The following is a 26495-nucleotide window of genomic DNA, read 5'->3' on the forward strand; positions in this document are numbered from 1 at the left end:
CAGGCCGATTCAGCCCTCCCACTAGCCTCAGTCTTGTGGCGAACTTTGATCAGGTAGCGGATGGGCGCACCACGAGCGTCTACCAGGACGCCGTTCGTCTCTTGCTGCTTATCGACGCGGCGGCGGACCCACTCCCTGACCCCCGGCCGGTCCAGACGCCGTCGGACGCGGTAGCGGTGCTGCACTCGCAGGTTTTGCTCCAGAAGCTCGATTTCTGGTTGCGCAATCCGGACTATTTGGCCGACGAGCTGATCTCCCGTTTCGAGCGCGACGGTAACTCAGATGATCTCGACTTGGCTCGCGACATTCTAGAGAGCGATGAGCCCGAGGTGCGTTCCTATCAGATGCTTCGTTATCTCTTTGGCGCCTACGAGCCACTCGATGAAGCTTTGTCCGTGCTACGAACTCCGGGCCTCGTGATCCGCCGCAAGCACGGGAACTCGGGTCACGTCACGCAGCATGATTACTACCTCACGACCTCGGGGCGAACCGCAGCTCAAGCGATCGTTGATACGGCGCCGGACCTTTATTACTACGTCGAGCGTTCGGCTCTCGTAGCGGACCTCGCCGCTGGTCGACGTGGCAGTGCGCTGCGTGACATTCAATACCTCCAGCCCGAGTACGCAGATGCCGCGCTCGGAACTCGGATCGCAGGTATCGCAGATCGCGCAAGACAACGACTGAAAGATGCGCTCGCGAGCGCAGAGGGCGGAGAAGACCAGTGAGCGAAGCAGGCACCACTCTTATCGAGCGAATTGCCTCCGCGGCCTCGTGCTCCCAAGAAGTTGTCGAGCAAACCCTTAATGACTATGGGCTGAATCTGACGACGAGCACCCGACGCCACCGAAGCATTCGACTCGATCGTCTCAGAGTCCGTGGCGATAAGGCCGGGGCAGTCGAAGCCGGTGCCTTCGACGAGACCTTTGATTTTGGACTCGGTGTCACTGTAATCGCAGCTGACAATCTGCGAGGCAAAACCAGCATCCTTGAAGTGCTCACGCTTGTCCTCAGAGGCGAACCACGCAACCTCCAAGCTGACGTGCTGTCCTGGCTCACAGAGGTCTCCCTTGACGCGCACATCAACGGTCAACCGATCGGATTCCGGCTATCGCTGGAAACGTCCGAGGTTACCGAAGGCTGCATCTTGGCGGGCACGACCGCAGCTCTGGCCGCAAGCGATGACTCGATCGCGACAGGCGCCACTGAGCTAGCGCGCGCTCAGAGCAGCGACGAATGGGCCGAGCAAGTCGGCGCGTTCATGATGACCCAACTGGGACTCGAAGAGATGCAAGTCTTCAACCGAGCGCGCAACGAGGACGAAGCCGGCATCATCAAGTCACACGGCTGGCCCGCGTACTTCGGCGTCCTGTATCCACCATCCGGCGCAGACACAATTTTGCTCGGCAGCACGGCGGGTGACCAGCTGCCCGTAAGACTGATGCAGGTCTTCCTCGACATGCCCGAAGCAACGCGCTCGATGCGCGTCAGGGCGCTCGCTCAGCGTCTCGACAGCGAGTTCAAGGCAGAACAACGCCGGGGTCGCGACACGAATGCGGCCATAGCGAAACAACTCCAGGACGCAGGAGACCGACGTACGAACGCCGAGACACGACTCGAAGTTCTCAGCACTCAAACTCCGGCCGAAAGCTTGCAGGACCTTATAGGTCTCGCCGCCGACACCGGCGCACGTGTTGCCGCTGCCAGACAAGCGGCAGAAGCAGCAGCCGCGGCCTTCGGTGAGGCGCAGCTCGCCCGCGTTGCCGACGAAAAAGCCCTCAATGGCCTCCGCGAGTCGAAAGCGGCAAGCGCCCTGTTCCACGGGCTGAATCCGCAGTTCTGCCCCCGATGCGAAATCCCAATCAGCGCTCAGCGTCGCTCGCGAGAGCACGATGACCACCACTGCGCTGTCTGCGACACAGCGCTTCACGTCGATGACGAAGATGACTACGCCGAGCGCGAGACTCAGGCAATCGAAGCTCTCGCGGCAACCCGCGCGGCCGAGAAGGCACTGGACGCAGCGAAGAACAAGTCGCAAGCCGAGCTCAGCACTGCGCAGGACGACCTCAACTCGGTCGACGAGCGGATAGCACAGGCGCAAGGCGTGCGACAAATGACCGAGCGAATCGAAGCAGAACACGAACTCGCCGCAGCTACGGCCGTCGTCGAAGCGCTCCAAGCGATGACCCCTGAAGACGCCGAACCGCCGATGTCTGTCGTCGTGCTCAACGCCGCAAGCGAAATTCTCAAAGACGAGATCGCGCAGGTAAGCGCCACGCTCTACTCCGATCTGAGCGATGCCACCCGCGACCTTGCCCTTGCCTTCGGAATCGGCGAACTAGAGGACATCAAAATCAAGGGCAATGGCAACATGGACGTCACCAAAGGCGGAGGCGCGCGGTCAAGCTTCAGCTCGCAGAGCCCGGGCGAACGTCTTCGTCTGCGCTACGCCCTCGTCGTCGCGTTGCTACGCACGGCGCGCACTCGCGACATCGCGGGACATCCAGGCCTCCTCTTGCTCGACAGCCTCAAAGCGGAAGAGGTGCAGGATGACCACGCGCAGACGCTCCTTCAAGGATTAGTCACCGCTGCGGCCGAAGAACCGGGACTGCAGATCCTTGTGACGACAGCCGACAAGACCTTGGCAGCATCGGTGTCGGGGGTCTCCGGCACGATCGTGCCCAAGCCAAACCGCACCACGCTCTTCTAGAGATTTAGCCGAATGACAGACATCCCGGGAGGTGACGGTGTCGATCGCTGAACGCCTTGCCGAAGCAACAGCGGACCCCAGCGCCGTAACTCTGGATTCGCTCGGGACCGTCGCCGAAGTTGCTGCCGAAGCCTCCGATCTGGCTGCTGACCCCCTTGCTCCCTACCTGGCATATGCCTTCTGCACGCAGTTGCGAGGCGGATTGTGGACAGAGGTGCACACCGGGGCGCTCTTGAGCTTTGCAGCGGGCCTGGCGCAGCAGCACAGCTACCTTGCTCTGCGCGAAACGGCAGATATCTTGCTCGACGACGAGCGTGCGCTGAGCCTCACGGCTGCCACACTTCACGACGCCCTACTACCTGAAGAAGCCGATATTGCGTCGAGCCCGCTGCTCGCGGGACTGCGACTCGACATCGCGCTCGAAGTAGCGGCCAAAACGACAATTGCTCCGTACCGACTTCTCGCACTGCTCACGGGCCCAGTACAGGACTACCCAGAAGACTTCGATGACCCTCTAGCCCGGGCACTTGGCTTCGCCGCGGACATCTGGACGACTCCCGGGGAGCGAGCACGGTTCGCAGCCACGCTGACCGCACTTGCTGAGCGAGGCAGTGAGGACGCTGCGTATGAGGGCGCCGTTGGGCAACTCCGAGATGCTCTGATGCAGACGGGCAGAGAAGAGCTCGTCGGCAAGATTCGCGATGCTCGGGACGGATTTCAGGCAATCACTCGTCAGCTCGAAGGACGGGAGGACGCCGCTGCTTTTGCGCAAACCTGCACTGCGCTCATCGCCTTCGACGAGGTAGACAAGACGACTCTGTCCATGTCGGCGCAGGCTGCTCGAGGCATCGCTGACCAAAGAGCACTGCTCACCTACGGCATGCACAGTCGGCATCAGGGCACCGCGCGCCACGGGGCGCAACTCGCATGGACCTCTCTGGCATGGCAGCTGGAGACTGCCGTGACCGAGCTCGAAGAGGATGCCTTTCTCGACACGTGGGTCGCGGTCGACGCGATCATCAAGGTCTACGAGGCTGACCGGCAGTTCACCAACCTCCAGACGGTGACCTCAATCATTCGGCCAAGGCTTGTGAACGAGATTGCTCAACGCGGAGCGATGGCGCACCAGCTTGAACGAGCCGTCACTATCGATAGGCGGCGAGATGAGCCCGAGCTCCCGCCGGAGATCTACGAACTCTTGGATCTCGTTCACCGCGGTCGCGCAACCCAGCGCGAACCGAGCGACGCACCTGAGGAGTCATCTCCTAGTGAGCCGTACCTCCGAGCGCTGTTGGGGCCTGCGTCCACATTGCTTGATGACCTCGAACGCCCTCGTCGAGCGCAACTTGAGGAGGCAGCTCGTCAGACGTTCGTTGGAAGCTTTGCCGGTGATCGGCCAACTAACGAACTCATCGACCGCCTTTGCGCTGACCTCGTAGCAGACCTTGGCGAGAATGCTGCTTTCGTCGGCATGGCGAAAGCGGACTTCTCTCTTCTCGTCGTCAACACCGTTCGGTTCCTTGTTTACGTCGGCGACAATGCGCAGCCGTATACCGCGCGCATCCCTCACGGGGGCATGTCACCACTTGAGGCGGACATCCAGAACCACTTCCACGAGTTCCTCAGCGCATCGGGCCTAGCGGGCCGCGTAGGAAAGGAGCACTCGAACATCGCGGGTGGTCGCGCGGACGTCATTGCCACCTTCGACGGTGCACGGCGCTACGTCACCGAGGTCAAGCGGGAACTCGGCAACTCCGCAAGAGCGAGCCTTGAGGCAGCGTATTTGGCTCAGGCCGTCGAATACCAGTCGACGAACGAGCCCTTCGGGCAACTGCTTGTGCTGGACCTCACCGACCACTCGGGCGGGACACCACACATCAACGACTCGATATGGGTAGCCCACCGACGAGATGCCGCTGGCAAAGTAACGAACAGCACGGTCGTCGCCGTCGTGCGTGGAAACAGACCGATGCCCAGCGCGATGCACTAGCGACCCGGAGGCCCGGAGGCCCGGATGCGTGAGTTGGGATCGCTCGCGTTGGGGGACCAGAAGGGGACCAGAATCATGCAAACCATGCATCTCGTGACGTCTTCAGCATGACCTGATCTCCGGAATCACGCGGAAAACGGGCTGGGTGGGATCGTTTGGACGCCTGGGGGTCAGGGGGTCGCAGGTTCAAATCCTGTCAGCCCGACGTGGTGATGTCTCAGGACATCATGGACGGCCGGACCCACGGATGTGGGTTCGGCCGTCGCTCATGTCCGGGGTGCGCCCCGAACGCCGGGGAACATGACCGTCGTAGACAGTCCACCACCGCTCCGTGGCGTGATCGACAGGCTCGCAGCATGCGTGCCGACGATCGACTGCACGATCGCGAGCCCGAGTCCGTGGCCATCTCGCGCGGATCGATGGGTTCGGTACAGAGGTTCGGTGAGCTTGCTGATCTCCGCGGGTGAGACGTCGTGGCCGGTGTTCGGGACGCGCACCCAGGACCCCTGAGGACGTGCACCCGTGGGTGTGGCCAGGCCCTCGATCCGAAACAGAACGGCGGTCGGATCTCTGGGAAGACGGCAGCTGTCGTCCGGTCAGGATGCGGCGGCGTCGCGGACCTTGGCGGTGTCGACGAACTGTTCGAAGCGGACGATGAGTCCGCCGCGGACGACGAAATGATGTGCGACGCGGACGGCGAGCGCGTTGCCCGTCGCACGGTGGGTGGCGGTGTACCGAGCGAGGACGACGACGTTCTCGCCGTCGACGACGTAGGTGTCGTCGTGGGCGCCGGAGCTCGAGGCGCTCGCCGTCGACGAGGATCGCGTCGTCGGTGAAGGGGGTCATCTCGACGAGACGGGTGGGGAGATTGGAGCCGAGCATGCTCCACGCCTTGAGCTTGCCCTCGTAGGAGTGCTGGATGTGGTCGATGACGGTCGGGGTGGCGAGGACCCGGGCATCCGGGAAGGTGTCGGCGATCACCTCGAGGCCGAAGTAGAAGTCGGGGTCGGCGCTCGATGCGGCGGAGATCCACGCGCTGAACATCGAGCGGTACGTGATCGCGGCGCTGCCGCGCGGGAGCGATCGGTCGTTCGCGGCGAGTGTGCGAGCGTTGAGCAAGAACGCATCGGCCGCGTTGCCTGCTATGCCCTAGCTGGGGACTGCGGCACCGATAGGCGACAGCGACAGTGTGATCCCCACGGAAGGTTCCAGTTTCGGTGGTTGACTGACAGCCTCTCCGAGGGGTGGATCACCATGCCCCGTGCTCGACACCGAGTGGGTGATCGTGCGTCAGGCGGCGAACGCTGTGAGCAGGATCTTGCCGCGGACACCACCAGCCGACATTCGCTCGATCGCCGCCTGAGCGTCGGTGAGCGGCCAGCGGCTGTCGGTCTTGAGCTGAACCTTGTCCTGCTCGACCATCCGAAGCAGGATGTCGAGATCGTCGGCATCCTGACGTGGGTCCTGCGCGTAGGAGAAGTAGGTGGAGACCGAGACTCCTTCGTGGCCGACGAAGTCGTAGATGGACAGAGCGGTCGGCTCTGCGCTACTTGATCCGAACCACACCACTTTCCCGCCGGGGCAGAGGGCCCCGACGACAGTACGAAGCGTGTCGCCCCCGATGGCATCGAGTGCCGCATCGAATGCGGCACCGTCGCCGAGGTCGCTGACGAATCCGCTTGCAGACTTGCCCACGCCTGGTGCGCGAACCAAGCCGGTGACGTCGGCACCGCCGAGGCGGGCGAGCTGTACTTGCAGAGATCCGACACCGCCACGAGGTCCGGTGATGAGAACCTTCGCGCCGAGGATGCTTCCGAGGCTTCGGACAGTTCGCAATGCTGTCAGGCCGGCCATCGGCAGGGCCGCCGCCGTCTCCAACTCCACGTTGTCGGGAACCTCGGCCAAGCGAGACGCGCGCACGGCGACTCGCTCGGACCACGCTCCCTCTTCGGCGAGCCCGACCACTCTTGTGCCTGTCGCTGGGCCCGAGCCGTCCTGCGCGGCCGAGGAGACGACGCCCGCCACATCCTGCCCGGGACGCCAACCCTCTCCGCGCATCCCGATGAGTGCGAGCTCGCCCCGGTTGATGCTGCTCGCCACCACCTCGACCACCGCCTCATCAGGCGCTGGTAGGGGCTCGGGGATATCACGAGCGGCGAGACCCCGGCCGGCTGTGACCTGAACACTGAGCATGCTTCCTCCTTCTGCTGAAACTGAACTCACGCCAGGGTCCCGCGCATCGCATTCGTTTCGGCAGTAGGAACAAAAAAGTGCGTTAGGTGGCACGATGGCAGCATGACGACCCGTACCGCCGCCCAGCGCCGCGACGAAGCCCGTGCGGAGTTCGAGAGCTTCCTCGCGGAATGCCCCTCACGGGACATCCTGCAGACGATCACCGGTAAGTGGACCTGCCTCGTGCTGGCGTCGCTTGCGGACGGAAGCATGAGGTACAACGCGCTTGCGCGGCACATTGCGGGAATCAGCCCGAGGATGCTGACTCAGACTCTTCGCGCCCTCGAGCGAGACGGTCTCATCTCTCGCGAAGTCACGATGGCTGTGCCCGTCGAGGTGAGATACTCACTCACCGAACTCGGGAGCGGGCTGCTGGGAGTCGTGCTGCAACTCAAGACGTGGGCGGAGACGCATGTCGAGGCTGTGCGCGCTGCCCGAACCAGCTATCAGGAGTGACGGCTCCCGAGGCGTGATCCGCCGTCCGCCTGCGCGTTCGCACGCCAGTCGATCTGGGACGTGCTCCGAGACTCGGGCGATCAATCGTCACGGTGCGTCCAGCACGGCTTGCAATGCGAGGGCGAGTCGGTGTTCCAGCGCATCGTCGTCGGCGTCGATGAGAGGCGGCAGCTGAACGACGTATCGGCTGTACGCGAAGCCCAGGATCAGCGAGCTGATCATGCCTGCCCGCAGCGCGGCATCCTGCCCGCCGATGGGAAGGAAGGGGCGCACCTGGCCCTCGAAGATCGAGCGTACCCGGGCTGCGGCCTCGGTATCGTGTGCGGACGCGCGCAGCAGAATGCGCAGCGCCCGGCCCGGGGACTCGCTGCCCCACAGCTCGACAGCGTGACTCGCGAGGGCGGCCCCGAGGGTGTGCCCCTCGGCAGCGGTGGCGCGGGGGATGTCGATCGCGGGCGTGGTTGCCTCGGCAAACAGACGTTCCTTGCTCGCAAAGTAGCGGACCACCATCGCGGGATCGATCCCGGTGTCGGTGGCGATGGCGCGGATGGTGGTTCGTTCGAAGCCATCTGCTTCGAACCGAGCGGCGGCTGCGTGGAGTATCGCGTCGCGTGACCTTCTGCCCTTGGCGGTGAGCGCGGACCTGTTGTCGGCTTGCACGATCTCCAAATTAGCACCGAGCGTTGACTTTTGCGGGTGACGTCTGCAATTGTCAACGCATGGTGACTTCTTCTCGTTCTCAGACCGATGTTCTGATCGTCGGTGCAGGAGCCGTCGGACTGACCGCGGCAGTCGCTCTCCTTCGACGTGGTGTTCGCGTCCGCATCATCGACGCCGCACCGGAAGGGGCCGCGACGTCACGAGCCGCGGTGATTCATGCCCGGACGCTGGAGGTGCTCGACGAGATCGGGGTCGCTGCACGGATCCTCGAGGAGGGCGTGATCGTGCCGGACTTCACCGTCCGCGACCGCAGGAGGACGCTGGCGCACATCGACTTCCGCAGCCTCGGGACGCCGTACCCGTTCACCCTGATGCTGTCCCAGGCGCGCACTGAGGGGATTCTCGACACCGTGCTCCATGAACATGGCTGTCGAGTGGAGAGGGGCGTCGAGTTCGTCTCGTTCGCTGCCCCGGGGTCAGGAGAGCGCGCGCTGCTGCGCCGCCAGGACGGAACCCTCGAGACGGTTGGCGCTCGATTCGTCATCGGCGCCGACGGTCTGAGAAGCCGCGTTCGTCAAGAGCGGGCTATCGCCTTCGACGGGGAAGAGTACCCAGCATCCTTCGTTCTGGCGGATGTCTCACTGAGCTGGCCGCTCCCGACCGCAGAGGTGCAGTTGTTCTTCGCGGAGCAAGGTCTCGTCGTGATCGCACCCCTCCCGGGTGGACGACACCGGATCGTCGCCACGATGGATGACGCTCCGGCGCAGCCGACCGTCGCCGACCTGCAGCGCATCCTCGACGACCGCGGACCCGGCCGGGCTGTCGTCCACTCGGTCGTCTGGAGTTCACGCTTCCGCGTGGCGCATCGACTCGCAGAGAGGTTTCGCGACGGGAACGTCTTCCTCGCGGGTGACGCCGCGCACGTGCACAGTCCCGCGGGCGGTCAAGGGATGAACCTCGGCATTCAGGATGCCATCGCGCTCGCCGATCTGCTCTCCGACGTCGTTGCGGGAAACCGGGCAGACGAGGACCTCGCCGAGTACGAGCGCCTCCGCCGGGTTGCGGCTCAGCGCGTGATCGCACTGACGGATCGAATGACAAGACTCGCGACCCTCCGAAGCCCCGTGCTCCGGCCGGTTCGCAACGCCGTGATCGGAGCACTTCTGGGCTCACCCCGGCGTCAGACCGCCCTCGCGCGACGCATCGCCCAGCTGGATGCGCCGGTTGAGGTCAAGGCTCCTCGACGGGGCTGACCACCCCCATCAGTCGCGCTCGCGAGAGCACACTCGATGGCGTCGGGAAGCCGAGGCCGATCACCTCGAACGCCCAGCGTCCCAGAATGAGCGCGCTGAGCGTGACACTCCGCGCACGCATGGCGCCGAGGGCACGGCCCGCCATGCTCGTGGCGATCACGCGGACGATGGCCTCGCCCGGGCTGGTCGCCGACAGCGGTGCGTGCCGAAGACCGAACGCCGCGGCGCAGACCACGACGGCCACCCAGGGGCGCCATGTGTCTGAGTTGGTGAGCGGCCCGCATGCCGTTCGTGCCGTTCCTGTCGGTGCGGACGCGGTCGCGGGTCTCGGTGCGGCGGGGTCGGTGCTTGTTGCGCCCCAGATGGAGTCGTCCCGTGGGCTGCTCCCCGGCGAGCGCGCGGAAGCCGTTCGCACGCCTGAGGGTCAGGGGGTCGCAGGTTCACATCCTGTCAGCCCAACGTGGTGATGTCTCAGGACATCGGCAAGCCCCGAACCTACGGATGTGGGTTCGGGGCTTGTGGTTTCTGGGGCTGGTAGTCGCGCTCTGGGTCGATCTGGAGGTCGCGGAGGAGTTCTCCGGTGGCGGCGTTGACGATGCGGACGTGGAGGTCGTGGACGAGCAGGATGACGTGGGTTCGGCCGATGCCGATGTGGTGGAGTCGGCCGTGGACGCGCAGGGTGTCGTCGGCCCAAGGCCAGCAAGCTCGTGGGTGGGCTCGCTGCGGTCGTGACGAGGGTGGTGGAGGCGGACTGGTCGCCGCGGCGGGTCCCGGTGATGGTGCCGAGTCTGTGTCCGGACGGTGAGGCGATGCGGGTGAGTCACCAGAGAATCGATCAGTCGCTGTTCATGCAGACCCGAGCCTCAGAACGTTCGGCCGCCAGTTCCTTCATCGCCTGGTGGATGGTGCGGAAGATGATGTCGTCGCCCCCTTCCCACGCCGGCACCGGGTCGGGCTGGCCGGCCGCGGGAGCGTAGAGCCACCAGAGGTTTCCCCAGGGGTCCCGCATCCGACCCAAGGTCGTCTCGCCGTAGAACGGCGACGGCGGAGTGACGATGCGCGCTCCGCGCTGGGCGGCCGCCCCCAAGGTAGCCCCGACATCGCCGACCCAGACTTGGAGGAGGCCGGGACGGGTCGGCCAGCCATCGAGGCGATCGGAGAGCATGACCTTCGGACCACCGAGCGCCACCTCGGCATGGATGAGCCTGCCGTCCGGCATCGGTGTCCGAGCCGCCTCGTTCTCGACGCCGCCGAACACCTCGACCAGGAACGTCACGAATCCGGGGGCATCGTCGACCACGACGAACGGATTGAGCGGAGCCTCACCGTTCGGAACGTGCTTCGCGTCCAGGACTGTCATACGTCGAGCCTCGCACGCACCTCAGACATGCCTGATCCTCTCGGACCCTGGATCCCGAAGACGGCCCCTGGAAGCGTCCGACCTTGCCGTGGGCGGTGGGGTGGTTCCCTCGGCCGGTTCTGCTGGATGACGTGGAGTCGACGCATCTCTGACTCGAAGCCGCTCCGTGCGCGTCGACCACCGGCGCGACCGTGTTCTCCTCCGTCATCGGCGACCCTTGGGGTCACACGCCACCTGGTGACGGCGCGCCGACGGGGACGGCCGCCGAGCTGGCCGCGCATGTCGATGCCGACCTCACCCGGGGGCTTCGTCATGGTCGGGCGGCGTCTGTCGCGGCCGCTCAGGCGAACGCCGCGGCGAACTCCGCCGACGGCGGGATCTCCTCGATGACGTCGACGAGGATGCCGCCGGGCGCCTCGACGATGAAGTGCCGCTGTCCGAACGCCTCGTCGCGCAGCTCCTGGCGGATCGGCAGCTGCGTGCCGCGCAGGCGGTCGTACTCGGTGCGTGCGTCGTCGACCTCGATGTTGAGCAGCAGTCCGCAGCACTCGCGGCGGAATCCCTCCGGGATCGTCGGGTGGCTGGCGTCGAGGACGGCGAGCTCGTAGCCGTCACGGCGCAGGCTGACGTACCAGTCGGTCGCGAAGGTCTCCTCGAAGCCGAAGTGGTCGACGAAGGTGCCGGCGACGGCTCCGGGGTCAGCGACCTGGACGACCGGGTAGAAGCTCTTCATGGCACTCCTCGCTATACGTACACTGTGTATGTCACGACTTTACATACACTCTGCACGTATAGGAACCCCATGCCTCGAGCCTCTGCCGCCGACGCGGCCCAGACGTCCCGCGCCATCCTCCGGGCGGCGACGGAGGCGTTCACCCGCGCAGGGTTCCAGGGCGCGTCCGTGGGCGAGATCGCCGCAGCCGCCGGCGTGACACGAGGCGCGGTGTACCACCACTACGCGGACAAGCTCGGGCTGCTCCGAGCCGTCGTGCAGGAAGGGCACGAGCGCGTCGCGGCGGCCGTCGTCGCCCGTGCTGACGAGCACGCCGTGGACCCGCGCGCGGCGCTGCGGGCCGGGTGTCATGCCTTCGTCGACGGCATCACCGACGATCCCGCGGCGCGGGTCCTGCTGGTCGAGGGGCCCGCGGCCCTGGGGTGGTCGCAGTGGCGGGCGCTCGACGCCTCCGCCTCGATGAGAGAGCTCCGCGAGGCCGTCGACGCAGTCAGCGGCGGGGACGACGTCGAGGCGCTGACGCACCTGCTGTCCGGCGCGATGAACGAAGGCGTGCTGTGGCTCGTCGAGGCATCCGGTGGCGCCGACGCCCGTGCAGCGGTCCACCGGAGCCTGGACAGGCTGATCGACGCGTTGTGAGCGCGGCCGGCGCCCGTAGTGTTCCTGCCCCGTAGTATTCCTGCATGGAACACGCCGACGACAGGCCGACCTTCGAGCTCGGTCCGAACGTGGCCATGAAGATCCCGGAGTCGTCCTACGACGCGACGCTGGCGTTCTACCGCGACGTCCTCGGGCTGACCCTGGCGCCGGTCGACGACGAGCTCTCGCCGAAGGTCCTGCGGTCGTGCCGGATCGACTCCGGTCCACTCACCCTGTGGCTGGACTGCGTCGCCGACGAGGACGCCGTGGGGGTGTGGCTGGAGCTGGTGACCTCCGACCTCCCGGCCACCGTGCGTCACGTGGCCGCGCACGGAGTGCTCCCGGAGGACTGGCGCGAGCCCTTCCCGCCCGGCACGGACGCGCACTGGGTGTGCAATCCCCTCGAGATCCCGCACGTCCTCCACAGTGGCGCAGGAGCACCCTGACCGGGCCGGCCGGTGGGGCGCCGTCGGCGACGACGAGTCCGCGTCCTGCAGCGCGGAACGGGAGCGCTGAGGAGTCGCTGGTACGGACGTCGCTTCTGCGGCGAACCTGCGTGAGGGAGGTCCGCTACGCAATCTGGCGGCGGGAGCCACGCAGATCGTCCGGTCGCGGATCTCTCGCGTTCCCTGGCCGCACGCTGGCGACGTGCACCCTGTCCGGGCCGCGCACGTACACCTCTCCCAAGGAGTCACCATGATCGTTTCCCGCACGTTCTCGACCGCGCTGGCCGTCGCCGCGCTCTGCTCCGTCGTCGGCACCACGTCCGTGGCGAACGCCGCGGTGTCGAAGGCCCCCGAGGCGAAGGCCGCCGTCACCCAGACCTCGGGGACGAAGGCCTCCGTGGCGATGGCTCCCGTCCGGCATCCCGAGATCGTCGTCAGCGCGCAGACCGGCGTGGGCCAGCGTGGCTTCGTCGTCCGCAACCAGGGCAACACGACGCTCCCGGCCGGCACGCAGTTCACCTTCCACTCCAACCGCGCGGTCGGGATCGGCCTGTTCGGCGACCCGCAGATCCAGGAGGACTGGGCCATCGGCGTGCTCGGCTCGGGCTACGACGGCGACGTGTACCTCAAGGAGCCGCTGCTGCCCGGCCAGAGCAAGACGTTCCTGCTCTCGACGGTCGAGGTCTCGGCCTTCAGCCAGTGGAGCTTCGAGCTCACCGACCCGCGGACGAGCTCGATCGACACGAACTACCAGAACAACAAGGCCGGCATCCGCTGCGCCCTCGTCGTCCTCGGACTGCCGGCCTGCAGCGTCGCCTGACCCGCGGTCTTCGCTCTCGAGCCAGAGGAGGCTCCCGGACACTCAGGGTCCGGGAGCCTCCTTCGCGTGGCGCTGGTCAGGGGCGTCGGCGGAACGGCATCACCGCGACGCCGCGCCGTGGAGGAACAGGTCGGCGACGCCGTCCGCGTAGGTCAGGGGATCGGCGTCGGGGTGGGCCTGCAGGTGGGCGATCATGCCGTCGATCAGAGCCTGGTAGCCCACCGCGAAGGTGCGGAGGTCGCCGGCACGGATCGTGCCGTCTCGCTGTCCCCGCCCCAGCAGCGCGACGTGGTCGGCGTAGACGTCCTCGTAGTCGAGCAGGGTGACGCGTCGTCGACCGTCCGACGTCCGCAGGTTGTGCACGATCTCGTCGAGCGCCCGAAGCTCCTGCCGGTGCGTCCGGGTGAACAGCGCCGTCCGGGCAAAGACCGCACGGACCACGTCCGGTACCGGCGCGCTGACGTCGACGTCGGAGACGAGCGCTGCCCGTAGGCGACCGGCGAGGTGGCCGACCGCGTGCTGCATGACCTCGTCACGGTCGCTGAAGTAGTGCCACAGCAACCCCTTCGAGACCCCCGCCCGCCTCGTGATCTCGGTGAGCGTGGCGTTCGCGTAGCCGACCTCTGCGACGACCGCCGTGGCCGCCTCGACGATCTCCTCGCGACGCTCGTCAGGAGTCCGTCGCCGGCGGGCGCTCGTCGAAGTGTCGTCTGACGTGTGGGGCACGGCTCAATGGTCGCGCACGGCCCACCGGACGACGTCGAGCACCACGCCGAGCATGAGGAGCGCGGTGACGAGCATGTCCACGCGCATCCACCCAGGGAACGCCGGCAGCATCGCCTCGACCACGTTGACGAGGAAGAGCACGGCGGCGACGATCCCCACGGCCCTCACCGCGCCCCGGTCTCCCGCGCGCGCCCGGCGGAGGCGCAGCGGCAGGACGAGGGCGAACACCGCGACGACGAGGGCGTGGCCCCAGGCGTGAGCCGTCGCCCGCTCGGGCGCGGTCAGGCCCAGGACCACCAGCGCCACCAGGGTGAGCGCGACGAGGGCGACGTAGATCCTCACGAGCGCCGCTGTCAGCGCCAGCGGCCGGTTCCCCTGGGGCGTGGGGCGGGAGGACGAGACGTTGACCATGCGGTCAACATAGAAGATGTTGACCGCATGGTCAACGGTGGGGCGTGCGCGTCACATGTCGCGGTAGCGCTGGGCCGCGTCGAGCTTCTCCTGCAGCAGCTCGGGCGTGACCTGGCGGCCGGACTCGGGCGTGAAGTCGGCGTCCGGCGTCTGGTAGAGCCCGGCGTAGGCGGCGGTGTCGCGCTGGTAGCGCCAGCCCTCGGCCAGGGGGCCGACGTCGTGGGCGTCGTAGCCGATCGCGTCGAGGAACTCGGTGACGACCTGCTTGGCGTCGGCGTCGTCACCGGCGATCGCGAGCACCGACCGCTCCGGGTCGCCGTGCGGGCGGGCGAGGCGGGCCAGGTGCTCGAAGTAGATGTTGTTGAACGTCTTGACGACCTTCGACTCCGGCAGGTGCTCCTGCGTCAGCTCGCTGGTGGTGGTCGACTCGTCGTCGAGCCGCGCCACCTGCCCGTCGCGCTCCGGGTAGTAGTTGTTGGTGTCGATGACGACCTTGCCGCGCAGCGGGTCGACGGGGACGTCCGGGAGTGCCTTGAGGGGCACCGTCACGACCGCGAGGTCCGCCGCCTCGGCCGCCTCCGCGGGGGTCGCCGCCCGCGCCCGGGGACCGAGGCGCTCGACGAGCTCGCGCAGGGTGTCCGGCCCGCGCCGGTTGCTGAGCACGACGTCGTAGCCCGCGTCGACGGCCAGCTGCGCGACCGTGCTTCCGATGTTTCCACTGCCGATGAGTCCGATGGTGGTCATGGAGGGGACAACGCCCTCCACCGGCCGCTGCTTCCCGGCGACCACCACTCCTCTGGGGTCAGCCGCTGCTGACCGACGAGATCCGGAGGCCGCGGCCGAGCGCGGCGATGAGGAGCCCAGTCAGCATCAGGTCCCAGCGCTCGGTGTCGAGGCTCGTGCTACTTACCGGAGCCGTCGGCCGTCGTCGCCGACCCGACCAGGTGCCATCCCGCCGCTCGCGACCGCTCGCCCCAGAAGTCGGCGTAACGGCCACCGGCTGCGAGGAGCTCGTCGTGGGTGCCTCGCTCGACGATGCGCCCCTGGTCGAGGAACAGGATCTGGTCGGCGTGCCGGATGGTCGACAACCGGTGCGCGACGACGATCACGGTCTTGTCGCGCGTGAGCTCGTGGACACCGCGCACGACCGCCGCCTCGTTCTGCGGGTCGAGTGCGCTCGTCGCCTCGTCGAGGAGGACGATCGGCGCGTCCTTCAGCAGCGCACGCGCGATCGAGACCCGCTGTCGCTCGCCGCCGGAGAGCGACGTGCCGCCCTCGCCGACGTTCGTGTCCCACCCGTCCGGAAGTCGCTCCACGATCTCGTCGACTCGCGCGACCGCGGCGGCGCTGAGGACCTCGCCCTCCGTGGCGTCCGCCCTCCCGATCCGCACGTTCTCGGCGATCGACTGGTGGAACAGGTAGACGTCCTGGAACACCAGGGCGAACTGCTCCATCAGCGTCGTCGACGGGTAGGCGTCGACCGGGTGGCCGCCGACCTCGATGCGGCCGGCGTCGACGTCGTAGAAGCGGGACGCGAGGCGGAGCAGGGTGGTCTTGCCGCTGCCGCTCGGACCGACCAGCGCCGTCGTCGTCCCGGCGGGTACCTCGAACGTGACGTCGTCGACCACGGTCGCCCCGTCGGCGTACGTGAAGCTCACCGCCTCGAACCGCACGCTCGAGTCCTGCGGCCGGACCGGTGCCGTCGGCTCGTCGAGAGGTGGGGTCTCGAGCAGCGCGCGGATCCTCTCGGCGGCGTTGGCGGCACCGCGTGCCGCCGTGGCCAGCTCGGCCGCCTGGTTGAGGGGGTCGATGAACCGCGAGCTCACGGCGATGAGCGCGATCGCGGCCGGCGCCGACAAGGACCCGCCCGACGTCTGCGAGATCACCAGGTAGACCAGGCCGACGAACGTGGCCTGGACTAGCGAGGAGAACACCACGAGACCGGGCGCCGACGCCCAGACGAGCCGGCGACCCTCGCGACGCTGGGACTCCAGGGCCTCCTGCAGGCCACGGTTGCCGGTGGTCGCCGCGTCGAAGGCCCGGAGCACCGGCTGGGCCTGCGCGAACTCGATGACACGGGCGTTCGACTCCTCCGAGGCGGTGTGGACGCGATCCTCGGCGCGCCCGTACAGTCGCCTGCCCCACCGGTTCACGAGGTAGAGCAACGGAGCACTCACCACCATCGCGAGCGACACGCGGGGGTCGATGAACAGCAGCCCCACGGCGACACCGGCGGGCACGAGGACCCCCGCGACCATCGGCGTCAGCAGGTGGGCGAACACGCCCATCGCGTCCTTCACGCTCGTGCTGACGAGCCGCGACACCCGACCCGCCGTCGTCGAGTCGAACCACCCCAGGGGCAGGGTCGCGATGTGGTCGCCGATGCGGGTCTGCAGCGAGTGCACCATGCCGACGCCGATGCGGATGCCGGTCACGGCCTGCTGGTACCCGGCGACCGCGACGACGACGGCAGCCGCCGCGACGCCCGCCGTCCAACCCCACGCCGATGCGAGGTCTCCACGGAACAGCGCCTCGAGCAGGGGCACGAGCAGGACGTAGGCGACGGACTGCGCCAGCGCGTGCACGACGACCGCGGCGAGGTACCGAGGCACCGTCGCGCGTTCGCTGTCGGGAACCAGGCGAAGGACCGTGCGGATCATGCGTGCCCCTCCGGGTTCGTCGGGCCCGGGGTCGTCGGAGCGTCGTCACCGATGTCGGCCAGGGCGCGCTCGTTCGCCGCCCAGAGCCGGGAGAACAGCCCGCCCGCCGACCGAAGAGCGGCCGGAGGCCCGTGCTCGACGACATGGCCGTCGTCGAGCACCACCACCTGGTCCACGTCGACGATCGTGTGCAGCCGGTGCGCGATGACGAGGACAGTGCGGTCGGCCACGAGGGCGGCCAGGGCGTCCTGGATCGCCGCCTCCGACTCGGGATCGGCGAAGGCCGTCGCCTCGTCGAGCACCAGCACCGGGGTGTCGGCGAGCAGGGCCCGCGCGATCGACAGACGTTGCGCCTCGCCCCCGGAGAGCCGAGCGTCCTGCCCGACCTCGGAGTCGTAGCCGCGGGGGAGGTCGACGATGCGTTCGTGGATCTGCGCGGCGCGGCACACGCGTTCGAGGTCCGCCTCGCTCGCCCCGGGCCGAGCGAGCAGCAGGTTCTCGCGCACCGAGCCGGCGACCAGCTGGACGTCCTGCAGCACGAAGCCGACGGAGCGGTACAAGTCGGTCGCCCGCAGGTCCCGCACGTCGTGGCCGTCGACGGTGATCCGACCCTCGGTCACGTCGTAGAAGCGGAGGAGGAGCCGGGCGAGGGTCGACTTGCCCGACCCGCTCGGCCCGACGAGCGCCGTGATGGTCCCGGGCCGCAGCTCGAGGTCGACGTCGTGCAGCACCGGACGCCCTGCGCGGTAGCCGAAGGACACCGACTCGAAGCGGACGACGCCGACGCGCGGTCGAGGGCCGTCCTCCGGCTCGACGAGCTCCGGGGTCTGCGAGAGCTCCCACAGCCTCATCGAGGCCGTCGACGCCTGGCGCAACGCCTGCGCACCGTAGCCGAGCGCCAGCACGGTGCTCCCGACCCCGAGGCCGAGGAGGACGAAGGGGACGACCGACACCGGGTCCATCGCGCCGGCCTCGACGAGTCCGAGCGCGGCCAGCAGCACGAGCACCAGGACGACGACGGGGTTCAGCAGCTGTCCGCCGATGCCCTCCAGACGGGTGATGGGCGTGACCCAGGCCCGGAAGAACGACCCGTAGCCGTCGACGGCGTCCTGGTACCGGCGGTGCCCCTTGCGGGGCTGGCCGAAGGCGCGCACCACCTGGATGCCGTCGACGAACTCGATGGTCGTCTCGCTGACACGGGTCTGCCAGGCCTCGTACGTGGTCATCCGGTCGGTGTGACCCGGGCCCATGATGCGGGAGAGGACGACGCCGTACAGCGCGACCGGGACCAGGAGGACGAGACTGAGCCGCCAGTCGACGACCAGGAGGTAGCCGAAGGTCGCCAGCGGGGCGGTCAGGGCCGCGACCACGTCGAGCCGTGCGTGCGCGACGAGGTAGTGCAGTGCATCGACGTCGTTGCGCAGGAGCTTCTTGACGTCGCCGGAGCTGCGCTCGGTGAACCAGCCGAGGGGGACCCGCGACAGCTTCTCGGCGAGGCCCCGCCGCAGGGTGTCCTGGTGCTCGGAGTCGATGAGGTGCGACCACAGCACGGCACCGGACTGCAGGAGTCCACGCAGTCCCAGGATGCCCAGTGCGACGAACACGAGCGTCCAGACCTTCGTCCAGTCCGGGGACGCCGTGAGGAGCTCGCGGCAGACCTCGACGACGAGGATGAACGGGGCCACCGCGCACAACGACGCGACCGCGACCATCGCGCTGGCCAGGCGCAACCGGGACGAGACCGGCTGGAGCACGGCGGCCTGCGCGGCTCGTTGCCGACGCTTCACGTCGCGCGGGTCGGTGCGTTCCGTCGCCTGCATCGTCGTCGTGTCCGACATCAGGACCCCATCTTTTGCGAATGGCTATGGCAAAACATGGTGAGCGTAGAGCTCCCGCGACACGGAAAGCAAGGTGAGGCTTGCCTCACTTGCCCATCTCGTCTCGGCGCTGATCGGGAACCCGGCATACGATGCGGTGGATGTCGGCCTCATCCCGTCGCGGACGCCCTCCCCTCACGTCACGCGAGGCCATCCTGGACGCCGTCCTCGAGATCGGCCTCGACCGCGCCACCACCGCGGCAGTGGCCGGTCGGCTCGGCGTCGACCAGTCGACCCTCTACCGGCACGTCGAGAGCCGGGACGACATGCTCGACGCCGCCGTCGCACGCGCCGCCGAGCGGGTGACCTGGCCGGAGCCTGCTGAGGACTGGGCCGAGTACCTCCGTGACTGTGCTCGGGCCCTGTGGACGTTGTTCTCGACGACGCCGGGGCTCGCCGAGCGCCTACGAGGCATGACGGCGATGCCCGAACCCCTCGCCAGGCAGGCCTACCGAGCCGTGGAGCACCTCGTGCGGAGTCTCGACCTTCCCGTCCGCGAGGCGATCCTCGTCGTCGACACCGTCGGCGACACCACCGCGGACTCGTTCCTCACCGTCAGCGCGTTGCACCGTCCGGTCGACGGAGCGCGCAGCTTCCGCGACGTCGTCCTCGCGGCGTCCGAGGCCCTCGTCCCCCTGGACGGGGACGCGAGGGTCCAGGAGTACCTCGATGTGCTGCACGACGCCATGGGAACGCCCGACGCCCCGAGCACGTGGTGGCTCGCCAAGGTCGATCTCGTCATCGACGGCCTCAGGTACCGCCTCCGTCGAGCAGGCTCCTGACGCGGACGTCCTCAGACAAGGGTGCGCAGCGCGGCGTCGGCGGCACGCAGGGCGTCGCGGTCCCACGTGGACGTCGACGCCAGCAGCTCGTCGGCGCCGGTGCGCTCCGCCAGCTGCTCGAGGGTCCGGCGGACCGTGTCGGCGTCGCCGGCGACGGCCTGCTCGAGCGACGTCTCGACCCTGCGACGCACCTGCTCGGGCCACTCCTGCGCACGGATGGCCTCCGGTGACTCCAGGGGCTCGAACACGCCGGTGCGCCGGGACTGCGCCATCGCCCACGCCTCGGGCAACGCGAGCTCGCGGGCGGTCGCGAGGTCGTCGGCGACGAGCACGTCGAGCGAGACCAGCACCTGCGGCGCGTCGGCGTCGACGTCGGCGTCGGGGGAGGGTCGGAAGTCGCGCCGGTACGCGGCGAGCGCCGACGGCAGCGTGTCGGACCACAGCGCCGGCCCGCCGACGACCACCGGCAGGCCCAGCTCAGCGGCAAGGACCACTCCTCGCCCGGTGGCCAGGAGGTAGAGGGGGACCGGGCCCCCCGTGGGTCGCACGGTGACCGCGCCGCGACCGGCGAGGAGGTCGCGCAGCTCGCGGACGTCGTCGGCGAACCGGTCCGCGGCGTCAGGGGTCTCGCGCAGCGCGGCGCGCACGGGCGCCGTGAAGCCCGAGGAGCGACCGAGGCCGACGTCGACCCGGCCGGGGTGCAGCGCCTCGAGCATGCGCAGCTGCTCCGCGACGACCAACGGCTGGTGGTGCGGGAGCATGATGCCCCCGGACCCGATCCGGATCCGCGACGTCGCCGCACCCACGGCGGCCATCAGCACGGGCGGCGCGCCACTCGCGATACCGGGCACGGCGTGGTGCTCCGCCACCCAGAACCGGTCGTAGCCGAGCTCCTCGGCCCACACCGCGCGCTCGACGCTGCCCGTCAGCCCCTCCGCGTCGGGGTGGCCGGCGCGGGTGCGGGAGCGGTCGAGCAGGGAGAGCCTCACGTGGGTCCCAACACCGCGACGACGCAGCACCTTCCGCAGGTCCGCCCGACGTTCCCGGCCCGACTCCTGACGTTCACCCCGACCTTGCCGTCCCGTACCTCGACCCTGTCTGACTGGCCGGGTGAGGACCGGGACGCCTCGACCACCCCTGACCCGCCGCGACGTCGTCGTGAGCGGGGTCGGCTTCACCCTCGGCGCGGGTGCCGTCGTCGCGACCCTGCGTCCGTCGCCCGCGCCCGCCAGCCGGCACCGTCACTTCCAGCACGGTGCCGCGTCGGGCGACCCGGTGGCCGACGGCGTGGTGCTCTGGACGCGCGTGACGCCGACGCCCGACGCGAGCCCCGGGTCGGGGCGCGGCGCACCGACCGAGGTCGAGTGGGAGGTCGCCTCCGACGAGGGATTCGCCGACGTCGTGGCCGCAGGGGTCGCGCGCACCGACGCCCGCCGCGACCACACCGTCAAGCTCGACGTGCGTGCCCTGCGGCCGGCGACGACCTACTGGTACCGGTTCCGGCACGGCCCCGACACCGTCGGCGGCCGCACGCGGACAGCACCGGCGGAGACCGACGACGTGCAACGGCTGCGGCTCGGAGTCGTCTGCTGCGCCAACTGGCAGGCCGGCTACTTCGCCGCCTACCGCCACCTGCTCGACCACGACCTCGACGCCGTCGTCCACCTCGGCGACTACCTGTACGAGTACCAGCCCGGGAAGTACTCCCACGGCCCCGACTGGACCGACGTGCGACGTCACGACCCGCCGCACGAGACCGTGTCACTCGAGGACTACCGCCGTCGGCACGCGCAGTACAAGACCGACCCCGACCTGCAGCGTCTGCACGCCGCGTTGCCGATGGTCGCCACGTGGGACGACCACGAGATCGCCGACGGCTGGTACCCGGGCGGGGCGTTCGAGCACCAGCGGTTCACCGAGGGCCCCTGGGACCGCCGCAAGCGAGCGGCGATGCGCGCGTACGACGAGTGGATGCCCGTCCGCCTCGGCGGGACGGCTCGCGTGGGCGACGGCACCCGCATCTACCGGAGGTTCCGGTTCGGGCGGCTGGCCGACCTCTCGATGCTCGACCTGCGCGGCTACCGCGACGAGCGCGTCGACGCCGACGACCCGCGCCTGGAGGACGGCGCCCGTTCGCTCACCGGAGCCGACCAGGAGGCCTGGTTGGTGCAGGGACTCGCCACGTCCGGTGCCCGCTGGAGGCTGGTCGGCAACCCCGTGATGGTCGCGCCGATGCTGATGCCGCCCCGACCGCGCGGCCAGGAGCTCGCGCTGCGCCGCACCACCGACCCCATGACCTGGGGGCCCGCGGAGCCGAACACCGACACGTGGGACGGCTACCCCGTCGAGCGCAGACGGGTGCTCGAGGCGATCCACGCGGCCGGCGTCGACGACGTCGTCTTCCTCAGCGGCGACGTGCACACCGCGTGGGCCAACGACGTCGAGCTCGACGGCGTGCCCGTGGCGACCGAGCTCGTGTGCAGCTCCGTCACCAGCAACAACGTCGACGACTTCATGGGCACCCAGCCCCGCACCGTCTCGCTGGCGATGGAGGAGGCCATCGTGCGCCTCAACCCGCACGTGCGCTTCGTGAACCTCGACGACCACGGCTACAGCGTGCTCGAGCTGACGCCCGACGAGGCGCGGATGGAGTGGTACGCGATCAGCGACCGCACCGACCCCGACGCCTCCTCGCGGCTGCTCGCGAGCCGTCGCGTCCCGGCCGGGACGAACCGCGTCCTGCCCACCTGACCGTGCTGGTTCGCCTGCACCAGGGGCAGCGTGAGAGACTGCACGGAGGTCCTGCCGCGGGCTGATGAGCCCGCGCGACCTCCCGCGTCCGCGCCACGTCCCGAGCGGTTGCGGCACGCACCCCGACCACCACCACCGCAGGAGCAGCACGACGTGAAGAGCACCACCGAGACCCTGAGCCCCACGCGGGTCAAGCTCACCATCGAGGTGCCGTTCGAGGAGTTCAAGCCGAGCCTCGACAAGGCGTACAAGACGATCGGTTCGCAGATCACCATCCCCGGCTTCCGCAAGGGGAAGGTGCCCGCCGCCATCGTCGACCAGCGCATCGGCCGCAGCGCCGTGCTGGACGAGGCGATCAACGGCGCCCTGCCCGGCTGGTACAACGAGGCCCTGCAGCAGGCGGAGATCCAGCCCCTGAGCCAGCCCGAGATCGACCTCACCAAGTTCGTCGACGGCGAGGACATCGAGATCACCGCCGAGCTCGACGTGCGCCCCACCATCGAGCTGCCCGACCTGTCGAGCATCGAGGTCCAGGTCGCCGACGCCGAGGTCACCGACGCCGACGTCGACGAGCAGATCGACGCCCTGCGTGACCGCTTCGCCGTCACCACCGACGTCGACCGGGCCGCCGCCGACGGCGACGCCGTCACCATCGACCTCGTCGCACGCGACAAGGACGGCGGCGACATCGAGGGCGCCGACGCCAAGGGCCTGCCCTACACGATCGGCTCCGGCACGCTGCTCGACGGCCTCGACGAGGCGCTCGTCGGCCTGGAGAAGGGCGCGACCGTCACGTTCGCGACCGAGCTGGTCGGCGGCGAGCTCAAGGGCACGCCGGTCGACGTCACCGTGACCCTGAACGAGGTCAAGGAGCGTCAGGTCGCCGAGCTCGACGAGGAGTTCGTCCAGACCGCCTCGGAGTTCGACACCGTCGAGGAGCTCAAGGCCGACGTGCGCGAGCGGCTCGTCCGTGGCAAGCGCATGGAGCAGGCCGCCGAGGCCCGTGACCTCGTCCTCGACGAGATCGTCGGCAAGGTCGAGGCCCCGCTGCCCGACGCCGTCGTCACCGAGGAGCTGCAGGGTCGCCGCGAGCAGATCCAGCAGCAGCTCTCCTACGCCGGCATCCCGTTCGAGACCTACCTCGAGGACGAGGGCCAGACCGAGGACGAGTTCGAGGCCGAGCTCGAGCGTCGCGTCCGTGACTCCATCGTCGCGCAGTTCGTGCTCGACCAGGTGGTCGCCGACTCCGAGATCGGCATCCAGGACGACGAGCTGAGCCAGCACATCTTCCGCCGGGCGCAGGAGTCGGGCCAGGACCCGAACTCCTACATCCAGCACATCATGGAGCACAACCACGTGCCCGAGATGGTGAGCGAGGTGCTGCGCGGCAAGGCGCTCGCCGAGCTGATGCAGCAGGCCACCGTCAAGGATGCGTCCGGGACGGTGCTCGAGCTCGGGAAGCTGCGCGCCGACGGCTCCCTCGCCGACGAGGAGTCCGACGAGGCCGAGGCCACCCAGGCCTGACCCACCCGTCACCGACGGCCCGACACCTGCACGGGTGTCGGGCCGTCGTGCGTCGTGAGGCGCGCCGCAGGCTGTGCGGACGCTGAGAACCTCGCCACGTACGGTTCACATCGCGCTCAGATACCGGCAGTATGTAAGCATGCCCGGCTCACCCGCACGCACCACCGACGTGGCCGCGCTCGCGCTGGACCACCTCGACCGGCTGGTCGTGGGCACGGTGCGCGACGTGCACGAGGCCGTGGCGGCGCGGGCCTTCCGGGCGACCCGCCTGGTCGGCGGCCGCGTCCCCGAGTCGCTGCACGACGCCGTCGTCACCTCCGTCTACGGCGCGGTCTCCGGGGTGCTGCGGGTGGGGAGCGGATCGGTCCGGGCCCTCTCCGCCCGGGGGATCGGCGCACCGGTCGAGTCCACACGCCTGGGTCGCAGCGTCGTGGCCGCCGTGAACGGCCTCATCGGCGACGAGCTGCGCCTGCTGGACGACCCGCAGGCGATCGTCATGTCGGTGCGGGTCGACGGCGAGGACCTGCCGCCCACCGGCTGGCAGGTCGCCGAGGCGTTCCGTGACGCGGGCAGCCACCTCGTCGTCTTCCTGCACGGTCTCTGCGAGGACGACGAGTCGTGGGCGCTCGGCTCGAAGGTGTCCGGCAGCACCTACGCGACGCGGCTCGCGACGGAGACCGACGCGACGCCCGTGATGATCCGCTACAACACCGGCCTGCACATCTCCGAGAACGGCAAGCACCTCGACGCGCTGCTCACCCAGCTCGTCGACGTCTGGCCCACCCCGGTCTCCCGGATCACCCTCGTCGGGCACTCGATGGGCGGTCTCGTGGTGCGCGCGGCCACCAACCACGCGACGGCCGGCGGGAAGACCTGGCAGCACCTCGTGCGCGACGTCGTGTGCCTGGGGACGCCGCACGCCGGCGCGAACCTGGAGAAGGTCGCCCACCTCGGCTCCTCCGTGCTGCGGTTCCTCCCCGAGTCGCGACCGTTCAGCGCCATCCTCGACACCCGCTCGGCCGGCATCGTCGACCTGCGGCACGGCTACATCTCCGCCGACGAGTGGGACGGCCAGGACCTCACCCGGGCGTGGGGCCTGGACCGGATCGCCGCCGCGCCGCTTCCGCACGCCGAGTACCACTTCGTCGCCGCCACCCTCGGCGCCTCGCAGCGTCACCCGCTGAGCACGGTGCTCGGCGACCTGCTGGTGCACTTCTCCTCGGCCACCGGCGTCGGGCGCACCGGCCCCGTGGTCGAGGGTGCCCGCTTCGAGTACGTGCCGAGCGCCCACCACTTCGCCCTGCTGAACCACCCGACGGTCGCCGACTGGCTCGTCGAGTGGGTGCGCGCCGCGCACCGTCCCGTGCGCGCGCTGAGCGCGTCGGGCCAGGACTGAACCCGCCCCACACCGCCCCGTCCCATCCCCGACACCCCTAGGAGTCACCACCGTGCCGAACCGCAGCCTGATCGAGAGCTCCGTCGAGATCGACGCCCCGCCGTCCGTCGTCTGGAGCATCGTGTCCGACCTCAAGCGGATGGGGGAGTGGAGCCCGCAGTGCCGCCGGATGATCATCCGGGGCGGCGTGGTCCAGCAGGGCGCGCGCACGATCAACGTCAACCGACAGGGCTGGAAGGTGTGGCCCACGCGGTCCTACGTGAAGGTCTTCGAGCCGGAGCACGAGCTGGCGCTGAAGGTCGCCGAGAACGGCACCGTGTGGACCTACCGCCTCGAGGCGCTCGAGGACGGACGGACCCGGCTCACCGAGTCGCGCACCGCGCCGAACGGCGTCTCCAGCCTGTCCAACCTGCTGACGAAGCACGTGCTCGGCGGGACCGAGGCGTTCGAGGACGAGCTGGAGCGGGGCATCCAGCAGACGCTGCAGCGGATCAAGGCCGAGGCCGAGGCCGGCGTCCGTGCCGCCTGAGTTCCCCGCCGGCGGCCTGCCGGCGCTCGAGGTGGAGACGTCGATCGACGCGTCGGTCGACGTCGTGTGGAGTCTGCTCTCGGACCTGCGCTCGATGAGCGAGCGCAGCCCCGAGACGGTGCGCATGGTGATCGCCGACGCACCCCGTGTGGGGTCGCGCGGCGTCAACCTCAACCGCAAGGGTGCGGTGCTGTGGCCGACGACGACGCGGATCACCCGCTGGAAGCCGCCCATCCACGACGGCTCTGCCGCCCTCGCCTTCCGCATCTGGCCCGTCGACGTCGAGTGGTCCTACGAGCTGACCCCCGAGGACGGCGGGACGCACGTCGTCGAACGCCGCAGCGCCCTCCCGGCGGCCGGGCTCACCACCCGCCTCGTCGGCAAGTGGCTCATGGGCGGTGCCGAGAACCACGACGTCGAGCTCCTCGACGGCATGCGGCGCACCCTCGCCGCGCTGAAGGCGGAGGCGGAGGGGCGCTGAGGGGTTGACTTGCTCTGCGAGTGCAGGGCTCGTGACCTTGCTGGTGCGCTGGCTGCGGTGGT

Annotated in this window: 27 protein-coding genes and 1 pseudogene; 15 read left to right on the top strand and 13 right to left on the bottom strand. The window is 68.9% G+C overall.

The annotated features are described in order from the left end of the window. Positions 1 to 35 precede the first annotated feature (35 nt). Genes AC3WRM_RS11165 through AC3WRM_RS11175 form a run of 3 tightly spaced genes read left to right on the top strand, consistent with a single transcriptional unit; the run spans position 36 to position 4697 of the window. The gene (locus AC3WRM_RS11165; protein WP_492248496.1) at positions 36 to 725 is read left to right on the top strand and encodes a hypothetical protein; all 690 of its coding nucleotides are present in this window, start codon (positions 36 to 38) and stop codon (positions 723 to 725) included. After that, on the top strand, positions 722 to 2707 hold the full coding sequence (locus tag AC3WRM_RS11170) for an ATP-binding protein (RefSeq protein ID WP_492248497.1): 1986 nt from the start codon (positions 722 to 724) through the stop codon (positions 2705 to 2707). The genes AC3WRM_RS11165 and AC3WRM_RS11170 overlap by 4 nt, the downstream gene beginning before the upstream one ends. A 31-nt stretch (positions 2708 to 2738) precedes the next feature. Beyond that, positions 2739 to 4697: a hypothetical protein gene (locus AC3WRM_RS11175; RefSeq protein WP_492248498.1), complete on the top strand. Its 1959-nt coding sequence runs from the start codon at positions 2739 to 2741 to the stop codon at positions 4695 to 4697. A gap of 266 nt (positions 4698 to 4963) precedes the next feature. Here AC3WRM_RS11175 and AC3WRM_RS11180 read toward each other — a convergent pair whose 3' ends face one another. The 3 genes and pseudogenes from AC3WRM_RS11180 to AC3WRM_RS11190 form a co-directional block, all read right to left on the bottom strand. Beyond that, entirely contained in the window at positions 4964 to 5194 is a 231-nt protein-coding gene (locus tag AC3WRM_RS11180) for a sensor histidine kinase (RefSeq protein WP_492248499.1), read from the bottom strand. A gap of 99 nt (positions 5195 to 5293) precedes the next feature. Beyond that, positions 5294 to 5485, bottom strand: a pseudogene (locus AC3WRM_RS11185) (nuclear transport factor 2 family protein); the annotation flags it as partial. A gap of 502 nt (positions 5486 to 5987) precedes the next feature. Then, positions 5988 to 6890 (bottom strand): zinc-binding dehydrogenase, encoded by a 903-nt coding sequence (locus AC3WRM_RS11190; protein WP_492248500.1) that lies wholly within the window; start codon positions 6888 to 6890, stop codon positions 5988 to 5990. Between the two features lie 102 nt (positions 6891 to 6992). Here AC3WRM_RS11190 and AC3WRM_RS11195 point away from each other — a divergent pair, with 102 nt between their 5' ends. Further along, positions 6993 to 7385 carry a winged helix-turn-helix transcriptional regulator gene (locus tag AC3WRM_RS11195; RefSeq protein ID WP_492248501.1) on the top strand — a complete coding sequence of 131 codons (393 nt, stop codon included), beginning with the start codon at positions 6993 to 6995 and terminating at the stop codon, positions 7383 to 7385. Between the two features lie 87 nt (positions 7386 to 7472). On the opposite strand, the gene AC3WRM_RS11200 is transcribed toward AC3WRM_RS11195, so the two are convergent. Further along, positions 7473 to 8045 (bottom strand): TetR/AcrR family transcriptional regulator, encoded by a 573-nt coding sequence (locus tag AC3WRM_RS11200; protein WP_492248502.1) that lies wholly within the window; start codon positions 8043 to 8045, stop codon positions 7473 to 7475. Positions 8046 to 8104: 59 nt separating this feature from the next. On the opposite strand from AC3WRM_RS11200, the gene AC3WRM_RS11205 reads away from it, so the two are divergent. After that, complete coding sequence (locus AC3WRM_RS11205; protein ID WP_492248503.1) at positions 8105 to 9298, top strand: FAD-dependent oxidoreductase; 1194 nt, start codon at positions 8105 to 8107, stop codon at positions 9296 to 9298. On the opposite strand, the gene AC3WRM_RS11210 is transcribed toward AC3WRM_RS11205, so the two are convergent. Continuing rightward, positions 9276 to 9542, bottom strand: a complete 267-nt coding sequence (locus AC3WRM_RS11210) for a hypothetical protein (protein WP_492248504.1) — start codon at positions 9540 to 9542, stop codon at positions 9276 to 9278. The genes AC3WRM_RS11205 and AC3WRM_RS11210 overlap by 23 nt on opposite strands. Before the next feature lie 272 nt (positions 9543 to 9814). Here AC3WRM_RS11210 and AC3WRM_RS11215 point away from each other — a divergent pair, with 272 nt between their 5' ends. After that, positions 9815 to 10030, top strand: a complete 216-nt coding sequence (locus AC3WRM_RS11215; RefSeq protein ID WP_492248505.1) for a hypothetical protein — start codon at positions 9815 to 9817, stop codon at positions 10028 to 10030. A gap of 103 nt (positions 10031 to 10133) precedes the next feature. On the opposite strand, the gene AC3WRM_RS11220 is transcribed toward AC3WRM_RS11215, so the two are convergent. Continuing rightward, positions 10134 to 10658 carry a VOC family protein gene (locus AC3WRM_RS11220; protein ID WP_492248506.1) on the bottom strand — a complete coding sequence of 175 codons (525 nt, stop codon included), beginning with the start codon at positions 10656 to 10658 and terminating at the stop codon, positions 10134 to 10136. 340 nt (positions 10659 to 10998) lie between these two features. Continuing rightward, positions 10999 to 11391 (bottom strand): VOC family protein, encoded by a 393-nt coding sequence (locus AC3WRM_RS11225; RefSeq protein ID WP_492248507.1) that lies wholly within the window; start codon positions 11389 to 11391, stop codon positions 10999 to 11001. 69 nt (positions 11392 to 11460) lie between these two features. Between AC3WRM_RS11225 and AC3WRM_RS11230 the strand changes: the two genes are divergently transcribed. The 3 genes from AC3WRM_RS11230 to AC3WRM_RS11240 all read left to right on the top strand — a co-directional run bounded on the left by AC3WRM_RS11230 (position 11461) and on the right by AC3WRM_RS11240 (position 13296). After that, positions 11461 to 12030: a TetR/AcrR family transcriptional regulator gene (locus tag AC3WRM_RS11230; protein ID WP_492248508.1), complete on the top strand. Its 570-nt coding sequence runs from the start codon at positions 11461 to 11463 to the stop codon at positions 12028 to 12030. Positions 12031 to 12074: 44 nt separating this feature from the next. Continuing rightward, positions 12075 to 12476, top strand: coding sequence for a VOC family protein (locus tag AC3WRM_RS11235; RefSeq protein ID WP_492248509.1), 402 nt, complete (start codon positions 12075 to 12077; stop codon positions 12474 to 12476). Positions 12477 to 12726: 250 nt separating this feature from the next. Then, positions 12727 to 13296 carry a hypothetical protein gene (locus AC3WRM_RS11240; protein WP_492248510.1) on the top strand — a complete coding sequence of 190 codons (570 nt, stop codon included), beginning with the start codon at positions 12727 to 12729 and terminating at the stop codon, positions 13294 to 13296. A gap of 99 nt (positions 13297 to 13395) precedes the next feature. Here the strand turns inward: AC3WRM_RS11240 and AC3WRM_RS11245 are convergent, their stop codons facing one another. The 5 genes from AC3WRM_RS11245 to AC3WRM_RS11265 form a co-directional block, all read right to left on the bottom strand. Further along, positions 13396 to 14022 (bottom strand): TetR/AcrR family transcriptional regulator, encoded by a 627-nt coding sequence (locus tag AC3WRM_RS11245; RefSeq protein WP_492248511.1) that lies wholly within the window; start codon positions 14020 to 14022, stop codon positions 13396 to 13398. Between the two features lie 3 nt (positions 14023 to 14025). Further along, entirely contained in the window at positions 14026 to 14433 is a 408-nt protein-coding gene (locus tag AC3WRM_RS11250) for a hypothetical protein (RefSeq protein ID WP_492248512.1), read from the bottom strand. 51 nt (positions 14434 to 14484) lie between these two features. Continuing rightward, complete coding sequence (locus AC3WRM_RS11255) at positions 14485 to 15225, bottom strand: NADPH-dependent F420 reductase (protein WP_492248513.1); 741 nt, start codon at positions 15223 to 15225, stop codon at positions 14485 to 14487. Positions 15226 to 15335: 110 nt separating this feature from the next. Beyond that, on the bottom strand, positions 15336 to 17093 hold the full coding sequence (locus tag AC3WRM_RS11260) for an ABC transporter ATP-binding protein (RefSeq protein ID WP_492248514.1): 1758 nt from the start codon (positions 17091 to 17093) through the stop codon (positions 15336 to 15338). Next, complete coding sequence (locus tag AC3WRM_RS11265; RefSeq protein ID WP_492248515.1) at positions 17090 to 18931, bottom strand: ABC transporter ATP-binding protein; 1842 nt, start codon at positions 18929 to 18931, stop codon at positions 17090 to 17092. The genes AC3WRM_RS11260 and AC3WRM_RS11265 overlap by 4 nt, the downstream gene beginning before the upstream one ends. Positions 18932 to 19071: 140 nt before the next feature. On the opposite strand from AC3WRM_RS11265, the gene AC3WRM_RS11270 reads away from it, so the two are divergent. Then, a complete protein-coding gene (locus AC3WRM_RS11270) occupies positions 19072 to 19752 on the top strand; it encodes a TetR/AcrR family transcriptional regulator (protein WP_492248516.1) in 681 nt (226 codons plus the stop codon). Between the two features lie 11 nt (positions 19753 to 19763). Here the strand turns inward: AC3WRM_RS11270 and AC3WRM_RS11275 are convergent, their stop codons facing one another. Beyond that, positions 19764 to 20741, bottom strand: coding sequence for an MsnO8 family LLM class oxidoreductase (locus AC3WRM_RS11275; RefSeq protein WP_492248517.1), 978 nt, complete (start codon positions 20739 to 20741; stop codon positions 19764 to 19766). Positions 20742 to 20862: 121 nt separating this feature from the next. Here AC3WRM_RS11275 and AC3WRM_RS11280 point away from each other — a divergent pair, with 121 nt between their 5' ends. The 5 genes from AC3WRM_RS11280 to AC3WRM_RS11300 all read left to right on the top strand — a co-directional run bounded on the left by AC3WRM_RS11280 (position 20863) and on the right by AC3WRM_RS11300 (position 26433). Continuing rightward, a complete protein-coding gene (locus AC3WRM_RS11280; RefSeq protein ID WP_492248518.1) occupies positions 20863 to 22503 on the top strand; it encodes an alkaline phosphatase D family protein in 1641 nt (546 codons plus the stop codon). Positions 22504 to 22656: 153 nt separating this feature from the next. Beyond that, on the top strand, positions 22657 to 24027 hold the full coding sequence (gene tig / locus AC3WRM_RS11285; protein ID WP_492248519.1) for a trigger factor: 1371 nt from the start codon (positions 22657 to 22659) through the stop codon (positions 24025 to 24027). A 139-nt stretch (positions 24028 to 24166) separates the two neighbouring features. Then, positions 24167 to 25423, top strand: coding sequence for a lipase family alpha/beta hydrolase (locus AC3WRM_RS11290; RefSeq protein ID WP_492248520.1), 1257 nt, complete (start codon positions 24167 to 24169; stop codon positions 25421 to 25423). Positions 25424 to 25475: 52 nt separating this feature from the next. Next, a complete protein-coding gene (locus AC3WRM_RS11295) occupies positions 25476 to 25952 on the top strand; it encodes an SRPBCC family protein (protein WP_492248521.1) in 477 nt (158 codons plus the stop codon). Further along, a complete protein-coding gene (locus AC3WRM_RS11300) occupies positions 25942 to 26433 on the top strand; it encodes an SRPBCC family protein (RefSeq protein ID WP_492248522.1) in 492 nt (163 codons plus the stop codon). The genes AC3WRM_RS11295 and AC3WRM_RS11300 overlap by 11 nt, the downstream gene beginning before the upstream one ends. Positions 26434 to 26495 lie beyond the last annotated feature (62 nt).

This window comes from Aeromicrobium sp. EU05-FHT14F07 (assembly GCF_058790455.1).